Genomic DNA, 19554 nt, shown 5'->3' with positions numbered 1-19554 from the left:
GTGCCGGCGAGATTTTCCGGCATCTGTCACGCAGGACGGGTATCCTGCGCGGGAATGCCCAGACCGGGCACTTTGTTCATCGAATTGGAGCAGTGACATGAGCCGCGACAAGCAGCTTTTCCCGGAAGACGAAATCGGCGATGCCCTGTGGGCCCTGCAGGAAGACGGCGAGGACCTCTCCCTCGAGCATGAGGTGGAGTTCGCGGTGATCTTCCCGGACGAGCAGTCCGCCCTGGACTTCGCCATCATGCTGCTGCAGAACGGGCAGAAGGTGGCGTACTCCGAGTACGACGGCAACGACAAGCTGCCCTGGCAGGTCCTGGCCTACCCGGTGATGGAGCTCTCCCACGAGCACATCAGCGGCTACGCCGCGCTGCTGTCCGAGCACTCCGCCGACCTGGGCGGCCAGCTGGACGGCTGGTCGGCGCTCTGATCGGCTGATGCTTCATGAAAACGGCGCCTTCGGGCGCCGTTTTTCTTTGGGCGTTTGAGTGTTCGTAGCGATGGCTCCCTCTCCCTAACCCTCTCCCTGAAGGGAGAGGGGACTAGTTGGTGCAGGATGACGCTTCAATATCAGGCAGCATGGACGGCTCCCTCTCCCTTCAGGGAGAGGGCGGGGGAGAGGGTGAGTCTTGAGTTAAAGTCTCCCCTGGAAAAATGAGGCCCGCGTGAGGCGGGTCTTTTCAGAAGCGCGGGACGCTCACTCCGGCAACGGCGCATTGCGCGCCACCTGGCGCAGCGCCTGCTCGTAGTAGTCGGAGCTCTGCGCCCCGGAGATCAACTGGCGGCCGTTGAGGATCACCGCCGGCACCGCACGGATGCCGTGGCTGGTGTAGAAGTCTTCCTCGGCCACCACCTCGTCGCCATAGGCGTCGCTGTCTAGGATCTCACGGGCGCGCACGGCGTCCAGGCCGACGCTCACGGCTACTTCCAGCAGCACTTCCGGGTCGCTCGGGTCGCGGCCTTCGCCGAAGTAGGCATGCAGCAGCGCCTGTTTCAGCGCCACGTCGCGGTGTGATTCCGCCGCCCAGTGCAACAGGCGATGGGCATCGAAGGTGTTGTAGATGCGATCGCGCTTTTTCAGGTCGAAGTGCACGCCGACGTCCTCGCCCATGGAGCGCAGGTGCTCCTGGTTGCGGGCGATATCTTCGGCGCTGCTGCCGTACTTGCGTTGCAGGTGCTCCACCAGGTCCTCGCCTTCGGCCGGCATGTCGGCGTTGAGCTCGAAGGGCTTGATGCGCAGTTCCACGGTCAGTTCGCCATCCACCCGGCGGATGGCGGCCAGCAGGCCGTTCAGGCCGATGGCGCACCAGGGGCAGACCACGTCGGAGACGAAATCAATGGTGATGGCATCGCTCATGGGGGCGATCTCCGGCAAATGTGCGAGCCCCAAGCATGGACCCTGAACCGCATTTCGATCCAGTAATCCAGGGGCAGCAGGAGTCATGATCTAACTGTATTTCGAGATTGGTCACATAACCATTTGATTTATATCGAATTTGATCTATTGAGAAATCACTTCAAGCCAGCGGCTATCGTTGGAGCGAAGAGTACCTCCTCAGCCCGCGTAATCCGGGTGTTTCACGGCGCCACCCCCAGGCGAGGAATGAATTCTGATGTGAAGTCTTTTATCAAATTAGTTATGTAACCTATTGATAAGTAATAGGGTCGACGTCCGTGTCGCGAAGCGTGTCAGAAATCCACGGTCATCGAGACCTTCAGGGTGCGCGGGTCGCCCTGGGTCAGGTAGCCGCCGATGGTGGAGGCCCAGTAGGCCTTGTTGGCGACGTTCTCCAGGTTGGCGCGCAGGGTCACGTCGCGCTCGTCCACCTTGAAGGCGTAGCGGGCGCCGAGGTCGACGCGGGTCCAGGCCGGGATGCTCAGGTCGTTGGCGGCGTCCAGGTACTGGCCGCCGGTGCGCAGCATGCGCCCGTTGAGGGCGGCGCCCTGGATGCCGGGGATATCCCAGTCGGCGCCCAGGTTGTACTGGAAGGTCGGCACGCCCACGGCGCGGTTGCCGTCGGTCTTACCGCCGGCGGTGTTCTTCAGTTCGGTGTCGATCCAGGTGCCGCCTGCCAGCAGGCGCAGGCCGTCCACCGGCTCGCCGAAGACGTTCAGCTCGATGCCGCGGTTCTCCTGCTCGCCGTCGACGCTGAAGATCTTCGAGTCCGGGTCGGTGGTGCTGAAGGGCTGCTCGATGCGGTAGAAGGCCAGGTTGCCGCCGTAGCTGCCGAAGTCCAGCTTGGCGCCCACTTCCACCTGCTTGGAGCGGTTCGGCGCGAAGACTTCGCCGAAGTTCGCCGCGCTGCTGGGCGCGGTCGGGCCGGCGGCCAGGCCTTCGATGCGGTTGGCGTAGAGCGACAGGTACTCGGTGGGCTTCACCACCAGGCCATAGACCGGCGTGGTGATGGATTCGTCGTAGGTGGCGGTGCGCTTGCCGACGTAGTTCCAGCCGTCGGTGCCGATGCTTTGCCGGCGTACGCCCACGGTCAGCAGCACGCGGTCGTCGAGGAAGCCCAGGGTATCGGCGGCGGCCACGCTCTTGTTCAGCGTCTTGCCGACGATGCCGGGGTCGCTGTAGTCGCCGCCGGTGAGGGTTGGCGCGGGCTTGGGCGTTTGCACCGGGTTGTAGATGTCGGTGGGGTAGCGCTTGGTGGTCATGGTGTAGGCGCTGCGCTGCTCGGCCCAGATGCCGGCGACGCTGAGGTTCATCTGGTGGCTGACCGGGCCGGTGGCGAAGTGGCCGTTCAGGCCGGCCATGGCGCTCTTGTTGTCCTCGTCGTGGGTGGCATCCATCATGCCGCCGCCTGCGGCGCCGTTGTTGTCGCTGAGCGTCAGGGCGGAGTAGGCGCCGTTTTCGCGGGTGTGCTTGGCGCCACCGGAGAGGTAGGCGGTCCAGCTGTCATTGAGGTCGTACTCGGCGCGGAACATGCCGAAGGTGTCTTCCAGCTGGGAATAGCTCCAGGACTGTCCGTAGTTGTGGTCGGCGTCCGGGGCGTGGGGAATGCTGCTGACGCCGGTGCCGACGTAGACCACCGGGCGACCCTGGTTGATGCGCTGCTTCTGGTAGCCGAAGTCGGTCATCAGGCGCAGGCGTTCGCCACGGTAGTCGAGGTTGACGGTGGCCAGCTTGTAGCGCTGGTTCTCGTCGTCGACGCCGGTCTCGCCCTCGCGCTGGGCCAGGTTGACCCGCGCGCCGAAGCGATTGTCCTCGCCGAAGCGCTGGCCGAGGTCGAGGTGCTCGCCGATCTGGTTGTCGCTGCCATAGCCCAGGGTCACGCTGCGGGTCGGTACGTCTTCGGCGCGCTTGGTCTGCAGGTTGACCGCGCCACCGATGCCGGTGCCGTTGGGTGTCACGCCGTTGATGAAGGCGTTGGGGCCCTTGAACAACTCGACCCGTTCCAGCGACTCGGTGCCGATGATCTGCCGCGGGGTGACGCCGTACAGGCCGTTGAGCGAGACGTCGTCGGTGCTCAGCGGCAGGCCGCGGATGACGAAGATCTGCGAGAAGTTGCCGTAGCCGTTGCCCTGGCGTACCGAGGCATCGTTGAGCAGCACGTCGCCGACGGTCTGCGCCTGCTGATCCTGGATGGTCCTGGCGGTGTAGCTGGCGAAGCTGAAGGGCACGTCCTGGATGTCCTGGTTGCCCAGCATTCCCAGCTGAGCGCCACGGGCGACCTGGCCGCCGGCATAGGCGGGCGGCAGTTCGCCGCGCTGCTGCACGGCACCGCTGACGGTGGTGGCGTCCATTTCCAGGGCGCCGCTGTCATCCGGCGCCGCTTCCACGCCGTAACCGCTGCTCTTGCGCACCAGGCGGTAGCCGCTGCCTTCGAGCAGGTGCTCAAGTCCCTGCTCGGGCGCGTAGTTGCCTTTCAATCCAGCGCTTTGCTGGCGATTCAGCGCCTGTGCCTCGAATGCCAGCGGCACGCCGGCCTGTGCGGCGAACCGGGCCAGCACCTCGCCCAGCGGGCCGGGGGAGATGTCGTACTGGCGCTGTTCGCGGCTGGCTTCGGCCGCCAGGGTGGGCAGCACAACGCCGCCAGTCAGGGCCAGGCCGACGGCCAGGGCGAGGGAATGCGGGCGGAGGCGGGAGCGGAGGAGCATGGAGTGTTCCTGTCGGCGAATAGAGGGTGTCTTCCTCTTCACCGGGCGAGATCGGAAAAGGTGTCAGGGGTGGGCGAAAATTTTCAGAGGGTGTTTTTTTGTAGGAGCGAGGGGGCGCCTAGCTCTTGCTTGTGAACAGATTCTCCGGCCGCGCTGGCGTTGGGTGGTTCGCGAGCAATGACTGGGCGTCCCCCTCGCTCCTGCAGGTGGCCGGATGTTTTGGAGTGGTGGCATGCCCTCACCCCAGCCATCTCCCAGCGGGAGAGGGAGCGGATCGTGCCGGCTGGCACAGTGGCTTTCATCCTGCACCGAACGGCCCCCTCTCCCTGAGGGAGAGGGCTGGGGTGAGGGGGAAGCTGTGGGCGTAGGAATATCAGGAAGCACCCTTTGCTCCCGGCTCACGCCGGCTCCACGGTCACCCAATACCGCGTCAGCCGCCGTAGTTTGACCGGCAGCATGTCCGCCAGCAGCACAAGGCCGGCATCGCTGTCGCCCACGGGAATCGCGCCGGTCACGCGCAGGTTGGCCAGGCGCGGGTCGCAGCGCAGGAAGCCGCTGCGATAGCGGCCAAGTTCCTCCAGCAGAGTATCCAGGCGCATACCCTGGGCCAGCAGCATGCCGTTCTCCCAGGCGCTGGCGTTGGCGTCCGCGGTTTGCAGGGACTGGAAGCCCTGCACCCCGTACACCAGTTGCTGACCGGCAGTGACCACCTGGCTCGCGGCTCCCGGCAATTCGACGCTGACTTCCTTGTCCAGCACCGCGACCCGGCAGGCGTCGCCCAGATCACGCAGGCTGAAGCGCGCAGTTGGCGTGCGCAACAGGCCATGACGGCTGTCGACGAGGAAGGGACGCGGATCGGGGAGGGCGTCGACGAGGATTTCGCCTTCTACCAGGCTGAGGCGGCGTTCGCGGGCGTTGAAAGCCACGTTCACCGCGCTGCCGGTATTCAGCGTGATCTGGCTGCCGTCCGGTAGACGCAGGTGCTTGCGCTCGCCCACGGCGGTGCGCAGGTCGGCATTCCACTCCGCCCAGGGCATCTGCCGGGCCACCAGCCAGGCAGCGGGCGCCACGGCCATCAGCACGCCCAGGCGGTTGAGCATCTGCCGGCGGCTCAGGCCCGTGCGTTGCAGGCTTTGCCGGCCGAGCCCCGGTGGCAGCTGGCGCAGGCCGAGCAGGGCTTCGGCGCGGCGCCAGGCTTCGGCGTGCTGGGCGCTGCGCGCGCGCCATTGTTCGATGGCTTGCAGGTCGGCGCTGCTGGCCGGGTGTTCGTTGAGGCGCACCAGCCAGTCGGCGGCTTCGCCGAGAATGCCCGGGTCCAGCGGTTGTTCGCGCATCAGGCGACGCTCAGGCAGGCGACGAAACCGGCACGCATATAGCGCTTCACGCTGGCCAGGGAGATGCCCAGGCGCTCGGCGATCACCGGGTAGGTCAGGCCATCCAGTTGTGACAGCAGGAAGGCCTCGCGGGTTAGCGTCGGCAATTCGCTCAGGGCGGCGTCGATACGCTCCAGCGCCTCGATGATCAGCTCGCGGGTTTCCGGGCCGGGCACCAGCTCTTCGGGCAGCGCGGCGACGCTTTCCAGGTAGGCGCGCTCGATCTCCTGGCGCCGCCAGCGATCCACCAGCAGGCCCTTGGCAATGTGGGTCAGGAGGGCGCGGGGGCGCTCGCCGAGGTCTTCCAACGGGCGCCGCAGCAGGCGCAGGAAGGTGTCATGGGCGAGATCGGCGGCATCCCAGGCGTTGCCCAGCTTTCCGCGCAGCCACTGCTGGAGCCAGCCGTTGTGCTCGTTATAGAGAGTGTGCAGGTGCTGTGGGGAGGGGGTTTCGACGAGAGCCACGGTGCGTGCGTCAGATTTTCATTTGAGAATGCCTATCATTTTAGGGTTTTCCCGCCGTGCAGCGCAATGCCGGAGCGACGCAGCCGGTCGGACTGCGGCACCAGCGCTCTCGCCGTACTGGAATTGCCACGAAGACGCGCTACCTTGAGCCTGTTGCGCGCAGAATTTTCTGATGCCGCACTTCCTCCCGCCGTCCCGCGCAGGCAACGGACCCGCAGCAGCAAGCCCGGCAGTCAACCAGCAGAAACGGAGCACACCATGGCTCGCAATACGCCCATCGAGCTTTACCGCAATATCGGCATCGTCGCCCACGTGGACGCCGGCAAGACCACCACGACCGAGCGCATCCTTTTTTATACCGGTGTGAATCACAAGATGGGCGAGGTGCACGACGGCGCGGCGACCATGGACTGGATGGTGCAGGAACAGGAGCGCGGCATCACCATCACCTCGGCGGCCACCACGGCGTTCTGGCAGGGCTCGACCAAGCAGTACGACCACAAGTACCGCTTCAACATCATCGACACCCCCGGCCACGTCGACTTCACCATCGAGGTGGAGCGCTCCCTGCGCGTGCTCGATGGCGCGGTGGTGGTGTTCAGCGGCGCCGACGGCGTCGAGCCGCAGTCCGAGACGGTCTGGCGCCAGGCCAACAAGTACCACGTGCCACGCCTGGCCTACGTCAACAAGATGGACCGCCAGGGCGCCGACTTCCTCCGTGTGGTCGCGCAGATCAAGCAGCGCCTGGGCCACACGCCGGTACCGATCCAGCTCGCTATCGGCTCGGAGGAAAACTTCGCCGGGCAGATCGACCTGGTGAAGATGAAGGCCATCGTCTGGAACGACGCCGACCAGGGCACCAGCTACACCGAGGAGCCGATCCCCGCCGAACTGCAGGCGCTGGCGGACGAATGGCGCGCGCACATGATCGAGGCCGCTGCCGAAGCCAACGACGAGCTGATGAACAAGTACCTCGAAGGCGAGGAACTGAGCATCGCGGAAATCAAGGCCGGCCTGCGCCAGCGCACCCTGGCCAACGAGATCGTCCCGGCGGTGCTGGGTTCCTCGTTCAAGAACAAGGGCGTGCCGCTGGTGCTCGACGCCGTCATCGACTACTTGCCGGCGCCCTCGGAAATCCCCGCGATCAACGGCACCGACCCGGACGACGAAGAGAAGCACCTGGAGCGCCACGCCGACGACAGCGAGCCGTTCTCCGCGCTGGCCTTCAAAATCGCTACCGATCCCTTCGTCGGCACCCTGACCTTCGCCCGCGTCTATTCCGGCGTGCTCAGCAGCGGCGATGCCGTGCTCAACTCGGTGAAGACCAAGAAGGAGCGCGTCGGCCGGATGGTGCAGATGCACGCCAACCAGCGCGAGGAGATCAAGGAAGTGCGCGCCGGCGACATCGCCGCGCTGATCGGCATGAAGGACGTCACCACCGGCGACACTCTGTGTTCCATCGACAAGCCGATCATCCTCGAGCGCATGGACTTCCCCGACCCGGTGATCTCCGTGGCCGTGGAACCCAAGACCAAGGCCGACCAGGAGAAGATGGGCATCGCCCTGTCCAAGCTGGCCCAGGAAGACCCCTCGTTCCGCGTCAAGACCGACGAGGAGACCGGGCAGACCATCATCTCCGGCATGGGCGAGCTGCACCTGGACATCATCGTCGACCGCATGCGCCGCGAGTTCAACGTCGAGGCCAACATCGGCAAGCCGCAGGTGGCCTACCGCGAGGCGATCCGCAGGAAGTGCGAGATCGAAGGCAAGTTCGTCCGCCAGTCCGGCGGCCGTGGTCAGTTCGGCCATTGCTGGATTCGCTTCGAGCCGGGCGACGAGGGCAAAGACGGCCTGGAGTTCGTCAACGAGGTTGTCGGCGGGGTGATCCCGCGCGAATTCATCCCGGCGATCCAGAAGGGCATCGAGGAACAGATGCAGAACGGCGTACTTGCCGGCTACCCGCTGATCGGCCTGAAGGCATCCGTGTTTGACGGTTCCTACCACGACGTCGACTCCAGCGAGATGGCGTTCAAGATCGCCGCCTCCATGGCCACCAAGCAGCTCTCGCAGAAGGGCGGCGCGGTGCTGCTGGAACCGGTGATGAAGGTCGAGGTGGTGACGCCGGAGGACTACATGGGCGACGTGATGGGCGACCTGAACCGCCGGCGCGGGCTGATCCAGGGCATGGAGGATACGCCGGCGGGCAAGGTGATCCGCGCCGAGGTGCCGCTGGGCGAGATGTTCGGCTACGCCACCGACGTGCGCTCGATGTCCCAGGGGCGCGCGAGCTACTCGATGGAGTTCACCAAGTACGCCGAGGCGCCGGCGAATATTGCCGAGGCGATTATCAAGAAGTCCCACGGCTGACTTCCCCGCAACGAACAACGGCGCCTCCGGGCGCCGTTTTCTTTTGCTTTTTGTAGGAGCGAGGGGGACGCCCAGTCCTTGCTCGCGAACCGCTCAGCTCCGAAGCTCCCGGAAGCTTTCGTAGCGCGCATGACGCGCCAGCGTTATCCGCCGGAAATGGCGGATAACCTGTTCCAGGTTATGCGCCCTACGGTGCTGTCTTCTCCGGGAAAGTTGGTGCCGGCACATCCCCTCACCCCAGCCCTCTCCCGAGGGGAGAGGGAGCTGGCCGTGCCGGCGGATGCCAAGGTTTCAGCCTGCACAGAACGGTCCCCTCTCCCGCGTGCGGGAGAGGGTTAGGGTGAGGGGCTCTTGATCTCGTAGGAGCGGACCAAGCCCACGATCCGCCGGCAAGGCCGGCGGCCTATCACTCCGCCAACGGCAACCCGAAACAGAACATCGCCCCGCACGGCTCGACGTTCTCCGCCCAGATATCCCCGCGATGCCGCGAGACGATGCTCTGGCACAGCGCCAGGCCGATCCCGTTGCCGCTCACCTTGGACGTGAAGAACCCGTCGAACAGCTTTTCCTTGGCGCCTGCATCGATGCCACGGCCCTGGTCGAGCACGCACAGCCGCGCGCTGTCGCCCTCGCGAGAAGTGCGGATGCGCAGCAGGCGGCGGTCCTCGGGGAGGTTGAGCATTTCCTCGATGGCGTTGAAGGCGAGGTTGAGGATCACCTGGCCGACCAGCACCTTCTCGCAGCTCACCCACAGCGGCTCATCGCAGCGCTCCAGTTCCACGCGCACGTTGCTCGGCTGGGCCTTGAGGCTGATGAAGTAGAGCGTTTCGCCTAACAGTTCGTTGAGGTCGATGCGCTGCTCGGCCTGCTCCAGCTTCACCACGTACTCGCGCACGCTCTTGATGATCAGCGAGGCGTGCTCGATCTGCCGCACGGCGCTGTCCAGGCCCCAGGCGGCGGAGGCTTCAGCCTTCTGCTCGCGGTCCAGGCGGATCAGCGCGCCCTCGATGAAGTTGCGCGTGGCCGCCAGCGGCTGGCTGAGCTCGTGGGCGATGGCCAGGGCCATCTCGCCCATGGCGTTGTAGCGCGCCAGGTATTCCAGCTTCTGGTCGCTCTGGCGTTGCGCCTGGGCGGCACGGACCTGTTCGGTGACGTCGCGGAACAGCAGCAGGTGGCCGACCAGGTCGTCCTCAATCTCGATGTAGCGGCAGGTCGCGTGGTGCCAGCGCCATTCGCCGTCCAGGCGCTGCAACTGGTAGCTGACGGAGTAGGGCTCGCGGCTCGGCGGCTGCATCGCCAGGTGGTGTTCCAGGCGCGGGCGCGTGGCGCTGTCGCAGCGGCCGAGGAAGTTGTGCGCCATCCAGTCGTCCTGAGTGCCGCCCAGCAAGGGCAGGGCGGATTCGCTGAGGAAGCGCAGGTTGCCGTCCGCATCGAGCACCGCCACGCCTTCGGCGAGGTCCTGCATGAAGGCCTTCAGACGGCTCTCGAAACGCTGCAGGTCGCGCTCGACCTGCTTCTCCTTCGAGATGTCGCGGAACTGCACCATCAGCACGTCGCGCTCCTGCAGGCGCACGCGGGTGGCGACGGCCTCGGAGAGGATTTCCACACCCTGCTTGGAGCGGTAGCACCACTCGATGGTGCGCTGGCCGGTGCGCGCAGCGCCTTCCAGCCAGCGCAGGCCGACCGAGCGGCGGTACTGCGGGGCCTTGGCGGTCATGTCCGGCGCCTTGAGCGGCACCAGCTCTTCCAGGGTGAAACCGAGCACGGCCAGTGCGGCGTTGTTGGCCCAGAGGATTTCCTTGGTCTGCGCGTCGTGAAGGATCACGCACAGCGGCATGGCCTGGAGCAGGGCGAGGAAGTCGTCGGGCTTGGGCTGGAACATCGAAGCTCGCTCTCGATTGCAGGGACGGGTAAGCAGTGGCGCCTTTATACCGCGCAGCGTAGCGCGAAGGGACTGCGGAGTAACCCGGCGCCGACTAGGGGATTCCTTTAGGCATGGGGCTGCACGCCCCAATAGTTGGGCGCACATGGCGGTTCATACACTGGCCCCAACGACGACCGGCCCGCATCGAACGGGCCGATGGCCTACACGACCTGTTCCAGGTTTCGCCGAGCGCAGTTCAGGCAAGGCGGAGGCACGTGAGGAAGCGCATTTTGCATGTGCAAATGAGCATTCCGAGCGTGCCTCCAACGCAGCATGAACCAGCGCAGGCAGACCTGGGGCGGGTCGATAAGAACAATCGGAGACAATGCCATGCTGCGTGCCGCCCTCGCCGAACCGCTCGATGCGGACGGTCGTGCCCTCGAATTCCAGCGCGTGCTCGATGAAGTCCGCCAGCGCCGCGATGAATTCGACACCCGTTCCCACGTTCCCCGCGACATGATCGAACGCTTCCGCGATGTCGGCATCTACCGCGCCGCGACCCCGCGCTGCTTCGGCGGCGACGCACTGCCGCCGGCGCAGTTCCTGAAACTGGTCGAACGTATCGCCGAAGCCGACGGCTCCGCCGGCTGGGTGGCCAGCTTCGGCAGCGCCAGCACCTACCTCACCGCACTGCCGCGCCACACCCTCGCCGAACTCTATGCCGACGGCCCGGACCTGGTGTTCGCCGGCGGCCTGTTCCCGATCCAGCCGGCCACCCAGGTCGAAGGCGGCTGGCGCGTCAGTGGTACCTGGAAATTCGCCAGCGGCTGCAAAGGCGCCGACGTGCTCGGCGTCGGCATCGGCATCGGTGGCCCGGGCGGCAAGCCGCGCACCGCGCTGCTGCGCGCCAAGGACGTGGAGATCGTCGAGAACTGGAATGTGGTCGGCCTCAAGGGCACCGGCAGTCACGACCTGAAGCTGGACAACGCCTTCGTTGCGGATGACTGGACTTTCATTCGCGGCGGCGAATCGAACATCGACGAGCCGCTGTACCGCTACCCGACCATCGCCTACGCCGCCCAGGTGCTGGCGGTGGTCAACCTCGGCCTGGCCCGCGCGGCGCTGGACGAGATCACCCGCATGGCGTCTTCCAGCGGCGTGACCGGTGCGCCCAAGCTCGGCGACCGCGCCTATGTGCGCATCGAGATCGGCAAGGCCGAGGCTGAGCTGCAGGCCGCGCGCGGCTTCTTCTACGACGCCACCGAGACCGTCTGGGATTCCATCCTCGCCGGCAACGCCGTCAGCCCCGAGCAGGTCAGCCAGCTGCGCCTGGCCGCCGTGCACGTATCCCGCGCCGGCGCCGATGTGGTGCGCCGCGCCTACAGCCTGGCCGGCACCACGGCGATCTACCTGAACCACCCGCTGCAGCGCTACCTGCGCGACGCCATGGTGGTGACCCAGCACGCCTTCTTGAGCGATGGCATGTACGACGGCGCCGGTGCGGTGCTGCTCGATGTGCCGCCGTTCCCCGGATACATCTGATTCAAACCCATAAAAACAAGGACTCGAAGCATGACCCGTCCGACCACCGAACCCTTGCGCGTACTGTTCTGCATCGGCATCGCCCAGCCGTTCTTCGACCTGCCCACCGGTGAAGGCATCACCGTGTGGAAAGGCTTCTCGCAGATGATGGGCGACCTCGGCGCGCTGCCGGGCATGAACGTGCTCGGCGTGCTGGATGACGACCGCCTGATGGTCGGCCCGTCCACCACCTCGCCCTGGACCGTCTACATCATGGCCGACGTGGATTGCCACCAGACTGTGATCGACGCCTGCAACCTGTTCCGCACCACCCCGGTGGGCGAGTACAGCCTGTGGAAGTACGCCAAGGTCGAGGCACGCATCGGCCGCCCGCTGACCATCCCCGAAGCCGCGCGGACCTGAGCCATGAGCAGCCTGAGCATGGCCGAGCTGAACCGCCGCCTGGAGGTCCTCGAAGGGGAAAGCCAGGTGCGTCGGTTGATGGCCCGCTACATGGACCTCTGCGACGTGCCGCGCGCGCCGGTGGCGATCATCGAGCTGGCCGAGCTGTTCAGCGAGGACGCGGTATGGGAAGGCATCGGCACGACCACCGCACAGACCTTCGGCCATCACCAGGGCCGCGAGGCGATCGCCGCGTTCGTCTTCGGCTACCTGCCGCCGTCGCCGCACTTCTCGGTGAACCTGCATTTCCTCACCAGCGAGTCGATCCGCGTCGACGGCCGCACCGCGCGCGGGCAATGGATCATGCAGCAGCTCTCGACCTATGCCGAGGGCCACACTGAGCTGTTCGGCACCCGGCTGGACATCGATTTCCGCGAGATCGACGGACGCTGGCAGATCAGTCATTTCCGTACCCAGCGCCTCTCGCAACGCGCGCTGGGCGGTGCAGGGGAGGGCCGTCCATGAGCACCTTCGTCAGCGAATTCATTCTCGGCGGCGACGGCAAGCGCGTCGCGGTCAAGGACAGCATCGACATTGCCGGCTACCCGACCCGTTGCGGCACCCGCGCGCTGGCCGACGCCGCGCCGGCCACGCGCAATGCCTTCGTGGTTGACGCCGTGCTGAATGCCGGCTGGCAGATCGTCGGCAAGACCAATCTTCACGAACTGGCCTTCGGCGTCACCGGCATCAACGACTGGACCGGCACGCCGATCAACCCGATGGCGCCGGACCGCGTACCCGGCGGTTCCTCCAGCGGCTCCGCGTCCGCCGTGGCAGCCGGCTTGGCAGATATCGCGCTGGGCACCGATACCGGTGGTTCAGTGCGCGTGCCGGCGGCTTGCTGCGGTATCGCCGGGCTGAAGCCGACTTTCGGTCGCGTCAGCCGCGACGGCGTACACCCGGCGCAGAGCAGCCTGGATTGCGTCGGCCCGTTCGCCGCCAACATGGCCGACCTGATCGCCGCCATGCAGGTCATCTGCCCCGGCTTCGGCGAGGTGCAGCTGCCGGGCGAGGGCGCTCGCGTGGCCTTTCTCGAAGTGCCGTCCGCGCCGCACATCCAGGCCTGCCTGGGCGCCGCTGCCGACCGCGCCGGCTGGCGTCGTAGCCACCTGTTCCTCGGCGAGTTCGAGGCGGCCTTCCAGGCCGGATTGGTGGTGATCAATCACGAGAACTGGGCCGCCTATGCGGCGCTGACCGGCAAGGGCCTGATCGGCGCCGATGTCGAGCAGCGCCTGCTGCTGGCCAGCCGCACCACCGACGCCGAGCGCGCCGAGGCGGAGAAGGTGCGTGAGCACTTCACCCGCGCCATCGACGCCGCGCTGGAGGACTTCGAAGTTCTGCTGCTGCCGACCATGCCCGACCTGCCGCCGCTGCTCAGCGATGCGCGTAACGGCAAATCGGTGGCCGGCATGACGCCCCTGGTACGGCCTTTCAACCTCAGCGGACACCCGGCGCTTACGGTGCCGGTGGACCTGGATTGCGGCGGGCTGAAAGTCGGCCTGCAGATCGTCGGCCGCAAGGGCGACGACGAACGCGTATGCGCCTTCGGTGCGCAACTCGAACACAGCCTGGCCGCCACGCGGCCTGCGCAAAAACATAAGAAATCGGCATGAGGAGATGGGCATGAGCGCTCACGAATACCGGCTGATCGCCCGGTCGCGCAGCGTCGAAGAGCTGGTCGGCGACGACCGCGTCGATGTTTCGCTGTACAACGACCCGCAGCTGTTCGAAGCGGAGATGGACAAGATCTTCTACCGCACCTGGGTGTGGGTCGCCCACGAAAGCGAAGTGCGCAACGCCGGTGACTTCAAGACCACCAGCGTCGGCCGCCGCCCGGTGATCGTGGTACGCGACAAGAAGGGCAACATCAACGTCCTGGAAAACCGCTGCCGCCACCGTGGCGCCACCGTCTGCGAGAAGCACAAGGGCAACGCCACCGGCTTCACCTGCCCGTACCACAGCTGGTCCTACGCGCTGGACGGCAAGCTGCGTGCGCTGCCGTACCCGGACGGCTACGAGGACATCCTCGACAAGTCCGAGCTGCCGCTGACCAGCCTGCGCGTGGAAAGCTACGCGGGCATGGTGTTCGCCACCTACAACGACGACATCGAGCCGCTGGAGGACTTCCTCGGCGGGGCCAAGCACTGGATGGACCTGTTCATGAAGCAGGGCGCCGGCTACCCGATCAAGACCCAGGGCGAACACAAGTTCACCTTCCGCGGCAACTGGAAGATCCAGCTGGAAAACACCACCGACGGCTATCACTTCCCCATCGTGCACAAGTCGTTCATGTCCTCGGTGGACGAAGAGACCGAAGAGATGCTCTCGTTCATGAGCGACGAGCAGGCGGTCACCCACGCTCTGGGCAACGGTCACAGCGTGATGGTGATGGTTCCCGAGCACGTCGACCTCGACCATGACGACGGCACCGAGCAACTGCAGGAGCGCTTCGCCCACGTCACCGAGGAACTGTCGAAAACCATGGAGCCTGCACAGGTGCGCCGCATCGTCCGCTCGCTGCATGGCGCCGGCTTCAACCTCAACCTGTTCCCCAACGTGGCCATGTCCATGTCGTTCTTCCGCGTGCTGCGGCCGATCTCCGTCACCGAGACCGAGATTCGCCACGTCGCCCTCGGTATGGACGGCGGCCCGGAAATCGCCAACCGCGAGCGCATGCGCATCCACGAGCACTTCCAGGGCCCGTTCGGCTTCGGCAGCCCGGATGACGCCGAGGCCTGGGACCGCGTGCAGCGTGGCTCCTACGCCGGCGTCGACGCGCCGATCCTGGTCAACCGCGGCCTGAACCGCGAAGTGGTCGCCGAGAACGGCGACAAGGTCTCCCACGCCACCGACGAAGGCGGCATGCGCGAGGCGTACCAGATGTGGAAAAGGATGATGAGCCAATGAGCAACGACACCCTGAACGGCTTCTCCGGCCCGCTGGCCAAGGCCATCGAATTCGTCTGGCGCGAAGCCGAGCTGCTCGACCGCAAGGACTATGGGCAGTGGTCGCAGTTGTGGAGCGAGGACGGCATCTACGTGGTGCCGATCGACGCCGAAGGCGATGACTTCGCCGCCAGCCTGAACTACGTCTTCGACGACGCGCGAATGCGCGCCCTGCGCATCGAGCGCCTCACCGGCGGCCATTCGCCCTCGGCGGTGGACGCGGCGAAGACCGTGCGCACCGTCTCGCGTTTCACCCTGGTGGAAGCGGCGGGCGATGTGGTCGAGGTGAACTCGGCGCAGGTGCTCTACGCCTACAAGCGCGGCGTGGCGACGCCGTTCATTGCCGACCTGAACCACCGCATCCGCTTCACCGACGGCCAGGCCCGCCTGGAGCGCAAGGTGATCCGCCTGATCAACGCCGAAGACGCGCTCAACGCGCTCGGCTTCCTGCTCTGAGGGCCGCGCCATGCAACGAGTTGCCCTGGTAACCGGCGCCGCACGCGGGCTGGGCGAAGTCATCGCCCGCCGCCTGCACGCCGCCGGCCTGCGCGTGGCGCTGGCCGACCTCAACGAGGACGCGGTGCAGCGCCTGGCCGATGAACTCGACCCGGAGGGCCGCACGGCCCTCGGTTTGAAATTGGACGCGCGCGAGAAAGCCGATTTTGAACGTGCTCGCGATGTGCTCGCCGAGCGCTGGGGCGGAACCGACATTCTGGTGAACAACGCCGGGATGTCGAAGGTCGCCGCGCTGATGGACATCAGCCCGGAGGACTTCGACGCCTCCATGGCGGTGAACCTGCGCGGCACTTTCGTCGCTTGCCAGGTGTTCGGTACGCACTTCGCGGCGCGCGGGTTCGGCCGCATCGTCAACATTGCCTCGCTGGCCGGGCAGAACGGCGGCACCGCCACCGGCGGCCACTACGCCGCGGCCAAGGGTGGCGTGGCGACCCTGACCAAGGTGTTCGCCCGCGAGCTTTCGGCGCAGGGCGTGACCGTCAACGCCATCTCGCCGGGGCCGCTGGATTTGCCGGTGGTCTACGAGAGCGTGGCGCCCGAACGCCTGGAACAGATCCTCAAGACCATCCCCGCCGGCCGCCTGGGCGACCCGACCTTCATCGCCGACAGCGTGCTGCTGCTGTGTGCGGAGAATGCCGGGTCGGTGACCGGGGCTTGCTGGGATATCAATGGGGGGTTGTTCATGCGTTGAGGGTCTGGGCTGGGCAGACGGCGGATGGCGCTGCGCGTTATCCGCTCTGCGCCCGGGCTGACTTTGGGTGATGGGTATCAAGAGCCCCCTCACCCTAGCCCTCTCCCAAGGGGAGAGGGGACCGTTCGGAGCAGGATGAAACCGTGTCGTCAGCCGGCACGTTCGGCTCCCTCTCCCTCTGGGAGAGGGCTGGGGTGAGGGCAATCCCCTTGCGCCGAAGTCGAACCATTCGGAGACAGGACAAATTCCTCGCTCCCCACAAGAACCGATAAACCCGTCCGCTCGTGAAAAAGAGGCCGGAAAGGGGCCACAGAGCCCGCAATCAACGCCTTGCAGGTAACGCCATGATGAAGGTCAGAATCGAAAGGATCGTCGAGGAAGCGCAGGACATCCGTTCCCTGCGTCTCGTACGTTGTGATGGCCAGCCGTTCGACGCCTACGAGCCGGGCGCCCACGTCGACGTCACCGGACCCACCGGGGTGACGCGCCAGTATTCGCTGTGCAGCCCGCCGGACGACCGCACCGCCTACCTCGTGGCGGTGAAGAAGGAGGGCGCGTCCCGTGGCGGCTCCAGTGCCCTGCACGACGTACAGGAAGGCGCGGAGCTGGACATCGGCGCGCCGCGCAACCTGTTCCGCCTGGCAGCGGAAGCCCGCGAGCACGTGCTGTTCGCCGCTGGCATCGGTGTCACGCCGCTGCTGAGCATGGCCTACCGCCTGAACGCCAAGGGCGAGCCGTATCGCCTGCATTACTTCGCCCGATCCGCCGAGCACGCGGCTTTCGTCGAGCTGCTGGCCAGCGAGGCCTTTGTCGGCAAGGTCGAGCTGCATTACGGCGTCGAGCCGGCTGATCTGGACAGCGTGCTGGGCGATTGCCTGGAACGCGCACTGCAGCACGCCCACGTCTACACCTGCGGCCCGGCGCCGTTCATGAACAAAGTGGTGGAGATCGCCGCGCGCAGCCGCCCGGAAGACGCCATCCACCTGGAGCACTTCCAGGCCGACCCGGCCGCCAACACGGCGCCGGCCGGCTCCTTCGAAGTGGAACTGGCCAGCTCCGGCGTGGTGCTCCATGTGCCGGCGGACTCGACGCTGGTGGACGTGCTGCAGGCCCACGGCTGCGACATCGACACCGAGTGCCGCGAGGGTATCTGCGGCACCTGCATCGTCGAGGTGCTGGAAGGCGAGCCGGAGCACCGCGACAACTGCCTGTCGAACAAGGAGAAGGCCTCCAACAAGCAGATCTGCGCCTGCGTTTCGCGGGCCAGGTCGGCGCGGTTGGTGCTGGACCTTTAGTCCGGATCGCTCTTCGGCACTCAGGCGGGCTTTGCGTAGGAGCGGACTCCGTCCGCGATAGGTTCCTCCTCGCGCCGGAAATCATCGCGGACAGAGTCCGCTCCTACGAGATGCCTCTGCGCTTGGGCCATCTCTCACCCCAGCCCTCTCCCAAGGGGAGAGGGGACCGTTAGGTGCAGGATGAAACGTCAGCGTCAGCCGGCTCGGGCTGCCCCCTCTCCCTGAGGGAGAGGGCTGGGATGAGGGGGATGCATTGGTACGGACTCCCCAGGAGAAGACAGTTGCTCCTACGGGATAAGGTCGGCGCGCGCTGGCAGGGCTGGCAATTCGTCTGGCAGACAGCGACACTCCCGCGCCGTCGGCGCTTGCTAGCCTCCGGCCATAGTCCTTCGTTTGGAGTTCCCCATGCCTGCGCTGATCGCGCGCCTGACGCTCGGCTGCCTGCTGCCGGTCGCCATCCTGCTCGGCCTCGGCGCCATGCCGGGGCTCGGTTACGTCTGGGATTTCGCCAACGCTGCCGGGTTGCTCGGGGCATGTCTGCTAGGGCTGCTCTTTGTCATCGGCGGCCGTCCGCAGCCGCGTCCTCTCTACGAGGGGAAATTCTTCCTGCGCTTGCACCGTGATCTCGGGTTTGCGGCGGTGGCGCTGCTGCTGATCCACATCGTCGTGCTGCTGGTCGACGAGCCGCTGCTGATCGAAGACCTGCTGCCATCCGCGCCTGGCTACATGCTGGCCGGATTGGGTTCGGCCTTGTTGATGTTGGTCCTGGCGATTTCCAGCCTGAACCGCGTCCGTCCTCGCTGGAGCAATAGCGCTTCCATGTTCCGCCGCTGGCACTACGGCGGCAGTCTTTTCGCTCTGTTGCTGATGGCGGTGCACGTGCTTGGCGCGGGCTACTACAGCGGCGGAATCTGGAAAGGCGCATTGCTGGTGGCGCTGATGCTGGCAGCGGCCATCTGGCCGCGCCTGCCCAAACCGGCCAACGGCATCAGCGGGCGCAAGCGGAACACGGCGCAGCGCGCCACCTGGCTCGCGCTGGCGGCCAGCGGCGTGATCATCGGGATGTCAGCGTTCTACAGCCTGCTGGCAAACGTGGAGCTGCCGCTGTGAAGCGCATCTGGATCGGTCTTTCCGTCACCGCGGTCGTGGCACTGGCGGCAGGGGCGTGGTTCGCCCATGAACACTGGCAACGTGCCCGGCCGCTGATGCCACTGGCATTTCCCCATGAGCCGCACGCCTCGGTGAACTGCATCACCTGTCACCACGACTACAAGGACCAGTCGCCTTCGGTCTCCGGCAACCGTACCTGCATCCTCTGCCACAAGCAGAGCCCGGCGCTGGCCGTGCGCATCGAGGCGGATTTCCATCAGCTGTGCCAGAGCTGTCACCTCGAACGCTTGCAGGCCTTCCACGCCAGCGGACCAGTGCGCAGCTGCCAGACGTGCCACCGCGACACAACGGCAGTCCCGAACCTGTAGGAGCGGACCTTGTCCGCGAATCTTTCAGGGCGCAGAGGGAGCTCCCGGCGTTCGTGATTCGTCGGATGGCATGAGGGAAAACCTGAAGCTTCGGCATCGGTTGCAGGCGCGCTTCGCGGACAAGGTCCGCTCCTACAAAAGGAAGCCCGGCGTGATGCCGGGCTTTCTTTCAGCTGCGATACAGCACCTGCCACCACGACTACAAGGTTCAGTCCCCTTCGGTCTCCGGCAACCGCACTTGCATCCTCTGCCACAAGCAGAGTCCGGCGCTGGCCGTGCGCATCGAGGCGGATTTCCATCAGATGTGCCAGAGCTGTCACCTCGAACGCTTGCAGGCCTTCCACGCCAGCGGACCAGTGCGCAGCTGCCAGACGTGCCACCGCGACACAACGGCAGTCCCGAACCTGTAGGAGCGGACCTTGTCCGCGAATCTTTCAGGGCGCAGAGGGGTCTCCCGGCGTTCGCGATTCGTCG

17 protein-coding genes are annotated in these 19554 nt (G+C 66.1%); 12 read left to right on the top strand and 5 right to left on the bottom strand.

Translation table 11 applies throughout. The features are described 5' to 3' along the window. The first annotated feature begins 97 nt into the window (after nucleotides 1-97). On the top strand, nucleotides 98-433 hold the full coding sequence (locus JVX91_RS21115) for a ribonuclease E inhibitor RraB (RefSeq protein WP_205336096.1): 336 nt from the start codon (nucleotides 98-100) through the stop codon (nucleotides 431-433). A 267-nt stretch (nucleotides 434-700) separates the two neighbouring features. On the opposite strand, the gene JVX91_RS21110 is transcribed toward JVX91_RS21115, so the two are convergent. From JVX91_RS21110 to JVX91_RS21095, 4 genes are all read right to left on the bottom strand, one after another. Beyond that, a complete protein-coding gene (locus tag JVX91_RS21110; protein WP_205336095.1) occupies nucleotides 701-1360 on the bottom strand; it encodes a DsbA family oxidoreductase in 660 nt (219 codons plus the stop codon). Between the two features lie 332 nt (nucleotides 1361-1692). After that, complete coding sequence (locus JVX91_RS21105) at nucleotides 1693-4104, bottom strand: TonB-dependent receptor (RefSeq protein WP_205336094.1); 2412 nt, start codon at nucleotides 4102-4104, stop codon at nucleotides 1693-1695. Between the two features lie 398 nt (nucleotides 4105-4502). Beyond that, nucleotides 4503-5438 carry a FecR family protein gene (locus JVX91_RS21100; RefSeq protein ID WP_205336093.1) on the bottom strand — a complete coding sequence of 312 codons (936 nt, stop codon included), beginning with the start codon at nucleotides 5436-5438 and terminating at the stop codon, nucleotides 4503-4505. After that, entirely contained in the window at nucleotides 5438-5941 is a 504-nt protein-coding gene (locus JVX91_RS21095) for a sigma-70 family RNA polymerase sigma factor (RefSeq protein WP_205336092.1), read from the bottom strand. The genes JVX91_RS21100 and JVX91_RS21095 overlap by 1 nt, the downstream gene beginning before the upstream one ends. A gap of 258 nt (nucleotides 5942-6199) precedes the next feature. On the opposite strand from JVX91_RS21095, the gene fusA reads away from it, so the two are divergent. Further along, nucleotides 6200-8308, top strand: a complete 2109-nt coding sequence (gene fusA, locus JVX91_RS21090; RefSeq protein WP_054910149.1) for an elongation factor G — start codon at nucleotides 6200-6202, stop codon at nucleotides 8306-8308. Nucleotides 8309-8714: 406 nt separating this feature from the next. On the opposite strand, the gene JVX91_RS21085 is transcribed toward fusA, so the two are convergent. Next, entirely contained in the window at nucleotides 8715-10190 is a 1476-nt protein-coding gene (locus JVX91_RS21085) for a PAS domain S-box protein (protein ID WP_205336091.1), read from the bottom strand. A 372-nt stretch (nucleotides 10191-10562) separates the two neighbouring features. Between JVX91_RS21085 and JVX91_RS21080 the strand changes: the two genes are divergently transcribed. From JVX91_RS21080 to JVX91_RS21035, 10 genes are all read left to right on the top strand, one after another. Then, nucleotides 10563-11714 (top strand): acyl-CoA dehydrogenase family protein, encoded by a 1152-nt coding sequence (locus JVX91_RS21080; protein WP_205336090.1) that lies wholly within the window; start codon nucleotides 10563-10565, stop codon nucleotides 11712-11714. A gap of 30 nt (nucleotides 11715-11744) precedes the next feature. Further along, entirely contained in the window at nucleotides 11745-12116 is a 372-nt protein-coding gene (locus tag JVX91_RS21075) for a hypothetical protein (protein WP_045207771.1), read from the top strand. A gap of 18 nt (nucleotides 12117-12134) precedes the next feature. Next, nucleotides 12135-12620, top strand: coding sequence for a nuclear transport factor 2 family protein (locus JVX91_RS21070; protein ID WP_205340062.1), 486 nt, complete (start codon nucleotides 12135-12137; stop codon nucleotides 12618-12620). Further along, a complete protein-coding gene (locus JVX91_RS21065; protein ID WP_205336089.1) occupies nucleotides 12617-13768 on the top strand; it encodes an amidase in 1152 nt (383 codons plus the stop codon). Before JVX91_RS21070 ends, JVX91_RS21065 begins: the two co-directional genes overlap by 4 nt. Before the next feature lie 10 nt (nucleotides 13769-13778). Continuing rightward, nucleotides 13779-15062: an aromatic ring-hydroxylating dioxygenase subunit alpha gene (locus JVX91_RS21060; RefSeq protein WP_054910153.1), complete on the top strand. Its 1284-nt coding sequence runs from the start codon at nucleotides 13779-13781 to the stop codon at nucleotides 15060-15062. Next, the gene (locus JVX91_RS21055; RefSeq protein WP_205336088.1) at nucleotides 15059-15556 is read left to right on the top strand and encodes an aromatic-ring-hydroxylating dioxygenase subunit beta; all 498 of its coding nucleotides are present in this window, start codon (nucleotides 15059-15061) and stop codon (nucleotides 15554-15556) included. Before JVX91_RS21060 ends, JVX91_RS21055 begins: the two co-directional genes overlap by 4 nt. 10 nt (nucleotides 15557-15566) lie before the next feature. Further along, nucleotides 15567-16307 carry an SDR family oxidoreductase gene (locus JVX91_RS21050; protein ID WP_205336087.1) on the top strand — a complete coding sequence of 247 codons (741 nt, stop codon included), beginning with the start codon at nucleotides 15567-15569 and terminating at the stop codon, nucleotides 16305-16307. Nucleotides 16308-16651: 344 nt separating this feature from the next. After that, nucleotides 16652-17602 carry a PDR/VanB family oxidoreductase gene (locus tag JVX91_RS21045; protein WP_205336086.1) on the top strand — a complete coding sequence of 317 codons (951 nt, stop codon included), beginning with the start codon at nucleotides 16652-16654 and terminating at the stop codon, nucleotides 17600-17602. A gap of 405 nt (nucleotides 17603-18007) precedes the next feature. After that, nucleotides 18008-18712, top strand: a complete 705-nt coding sequence (locus JVX91_RS21040; protein ID WP_205336085.1) for a ferric reductase-like transmembrane domain-containing protein — start codon at nucleotides 18008-18010, stop codon at nucleotides 18710-18712. Then, nucleotides 18709-19080 carry a cytochrome c3 family protein gene (locus JVX91_RS21035; protein ID WP_205336084.1) on the top strand — a complete coding sequence of 124 codons (372 nt, stop codon included), beginning with the start codon at nucleotides 18709-18711 and terminating at the stop codon, nucleotides 19078-19080. Before JVX91_RS21040 ends, JVX91_RS21035 begins: the two co-directional genes overlap by 4 nt. The last annotated feature ends 474 nt before the right edge of the window (nucleotides 19081-19554 follow it).

It is taken from the genome of Pseudomonas sp. PDNC002 (assembly GCF_016919445.1).
Classification (GTDB): Bacteria; Pseudomonadota; Gammaproteobacteria; order Pseudomonadales; family Pseudomonadaceae; genus Pseudomonas.
The sequence above is the reverse complement of the archived record's forward strand: the minus strand, read 5'-3'. Positions and strand labels throughout refer to the sequence as shown.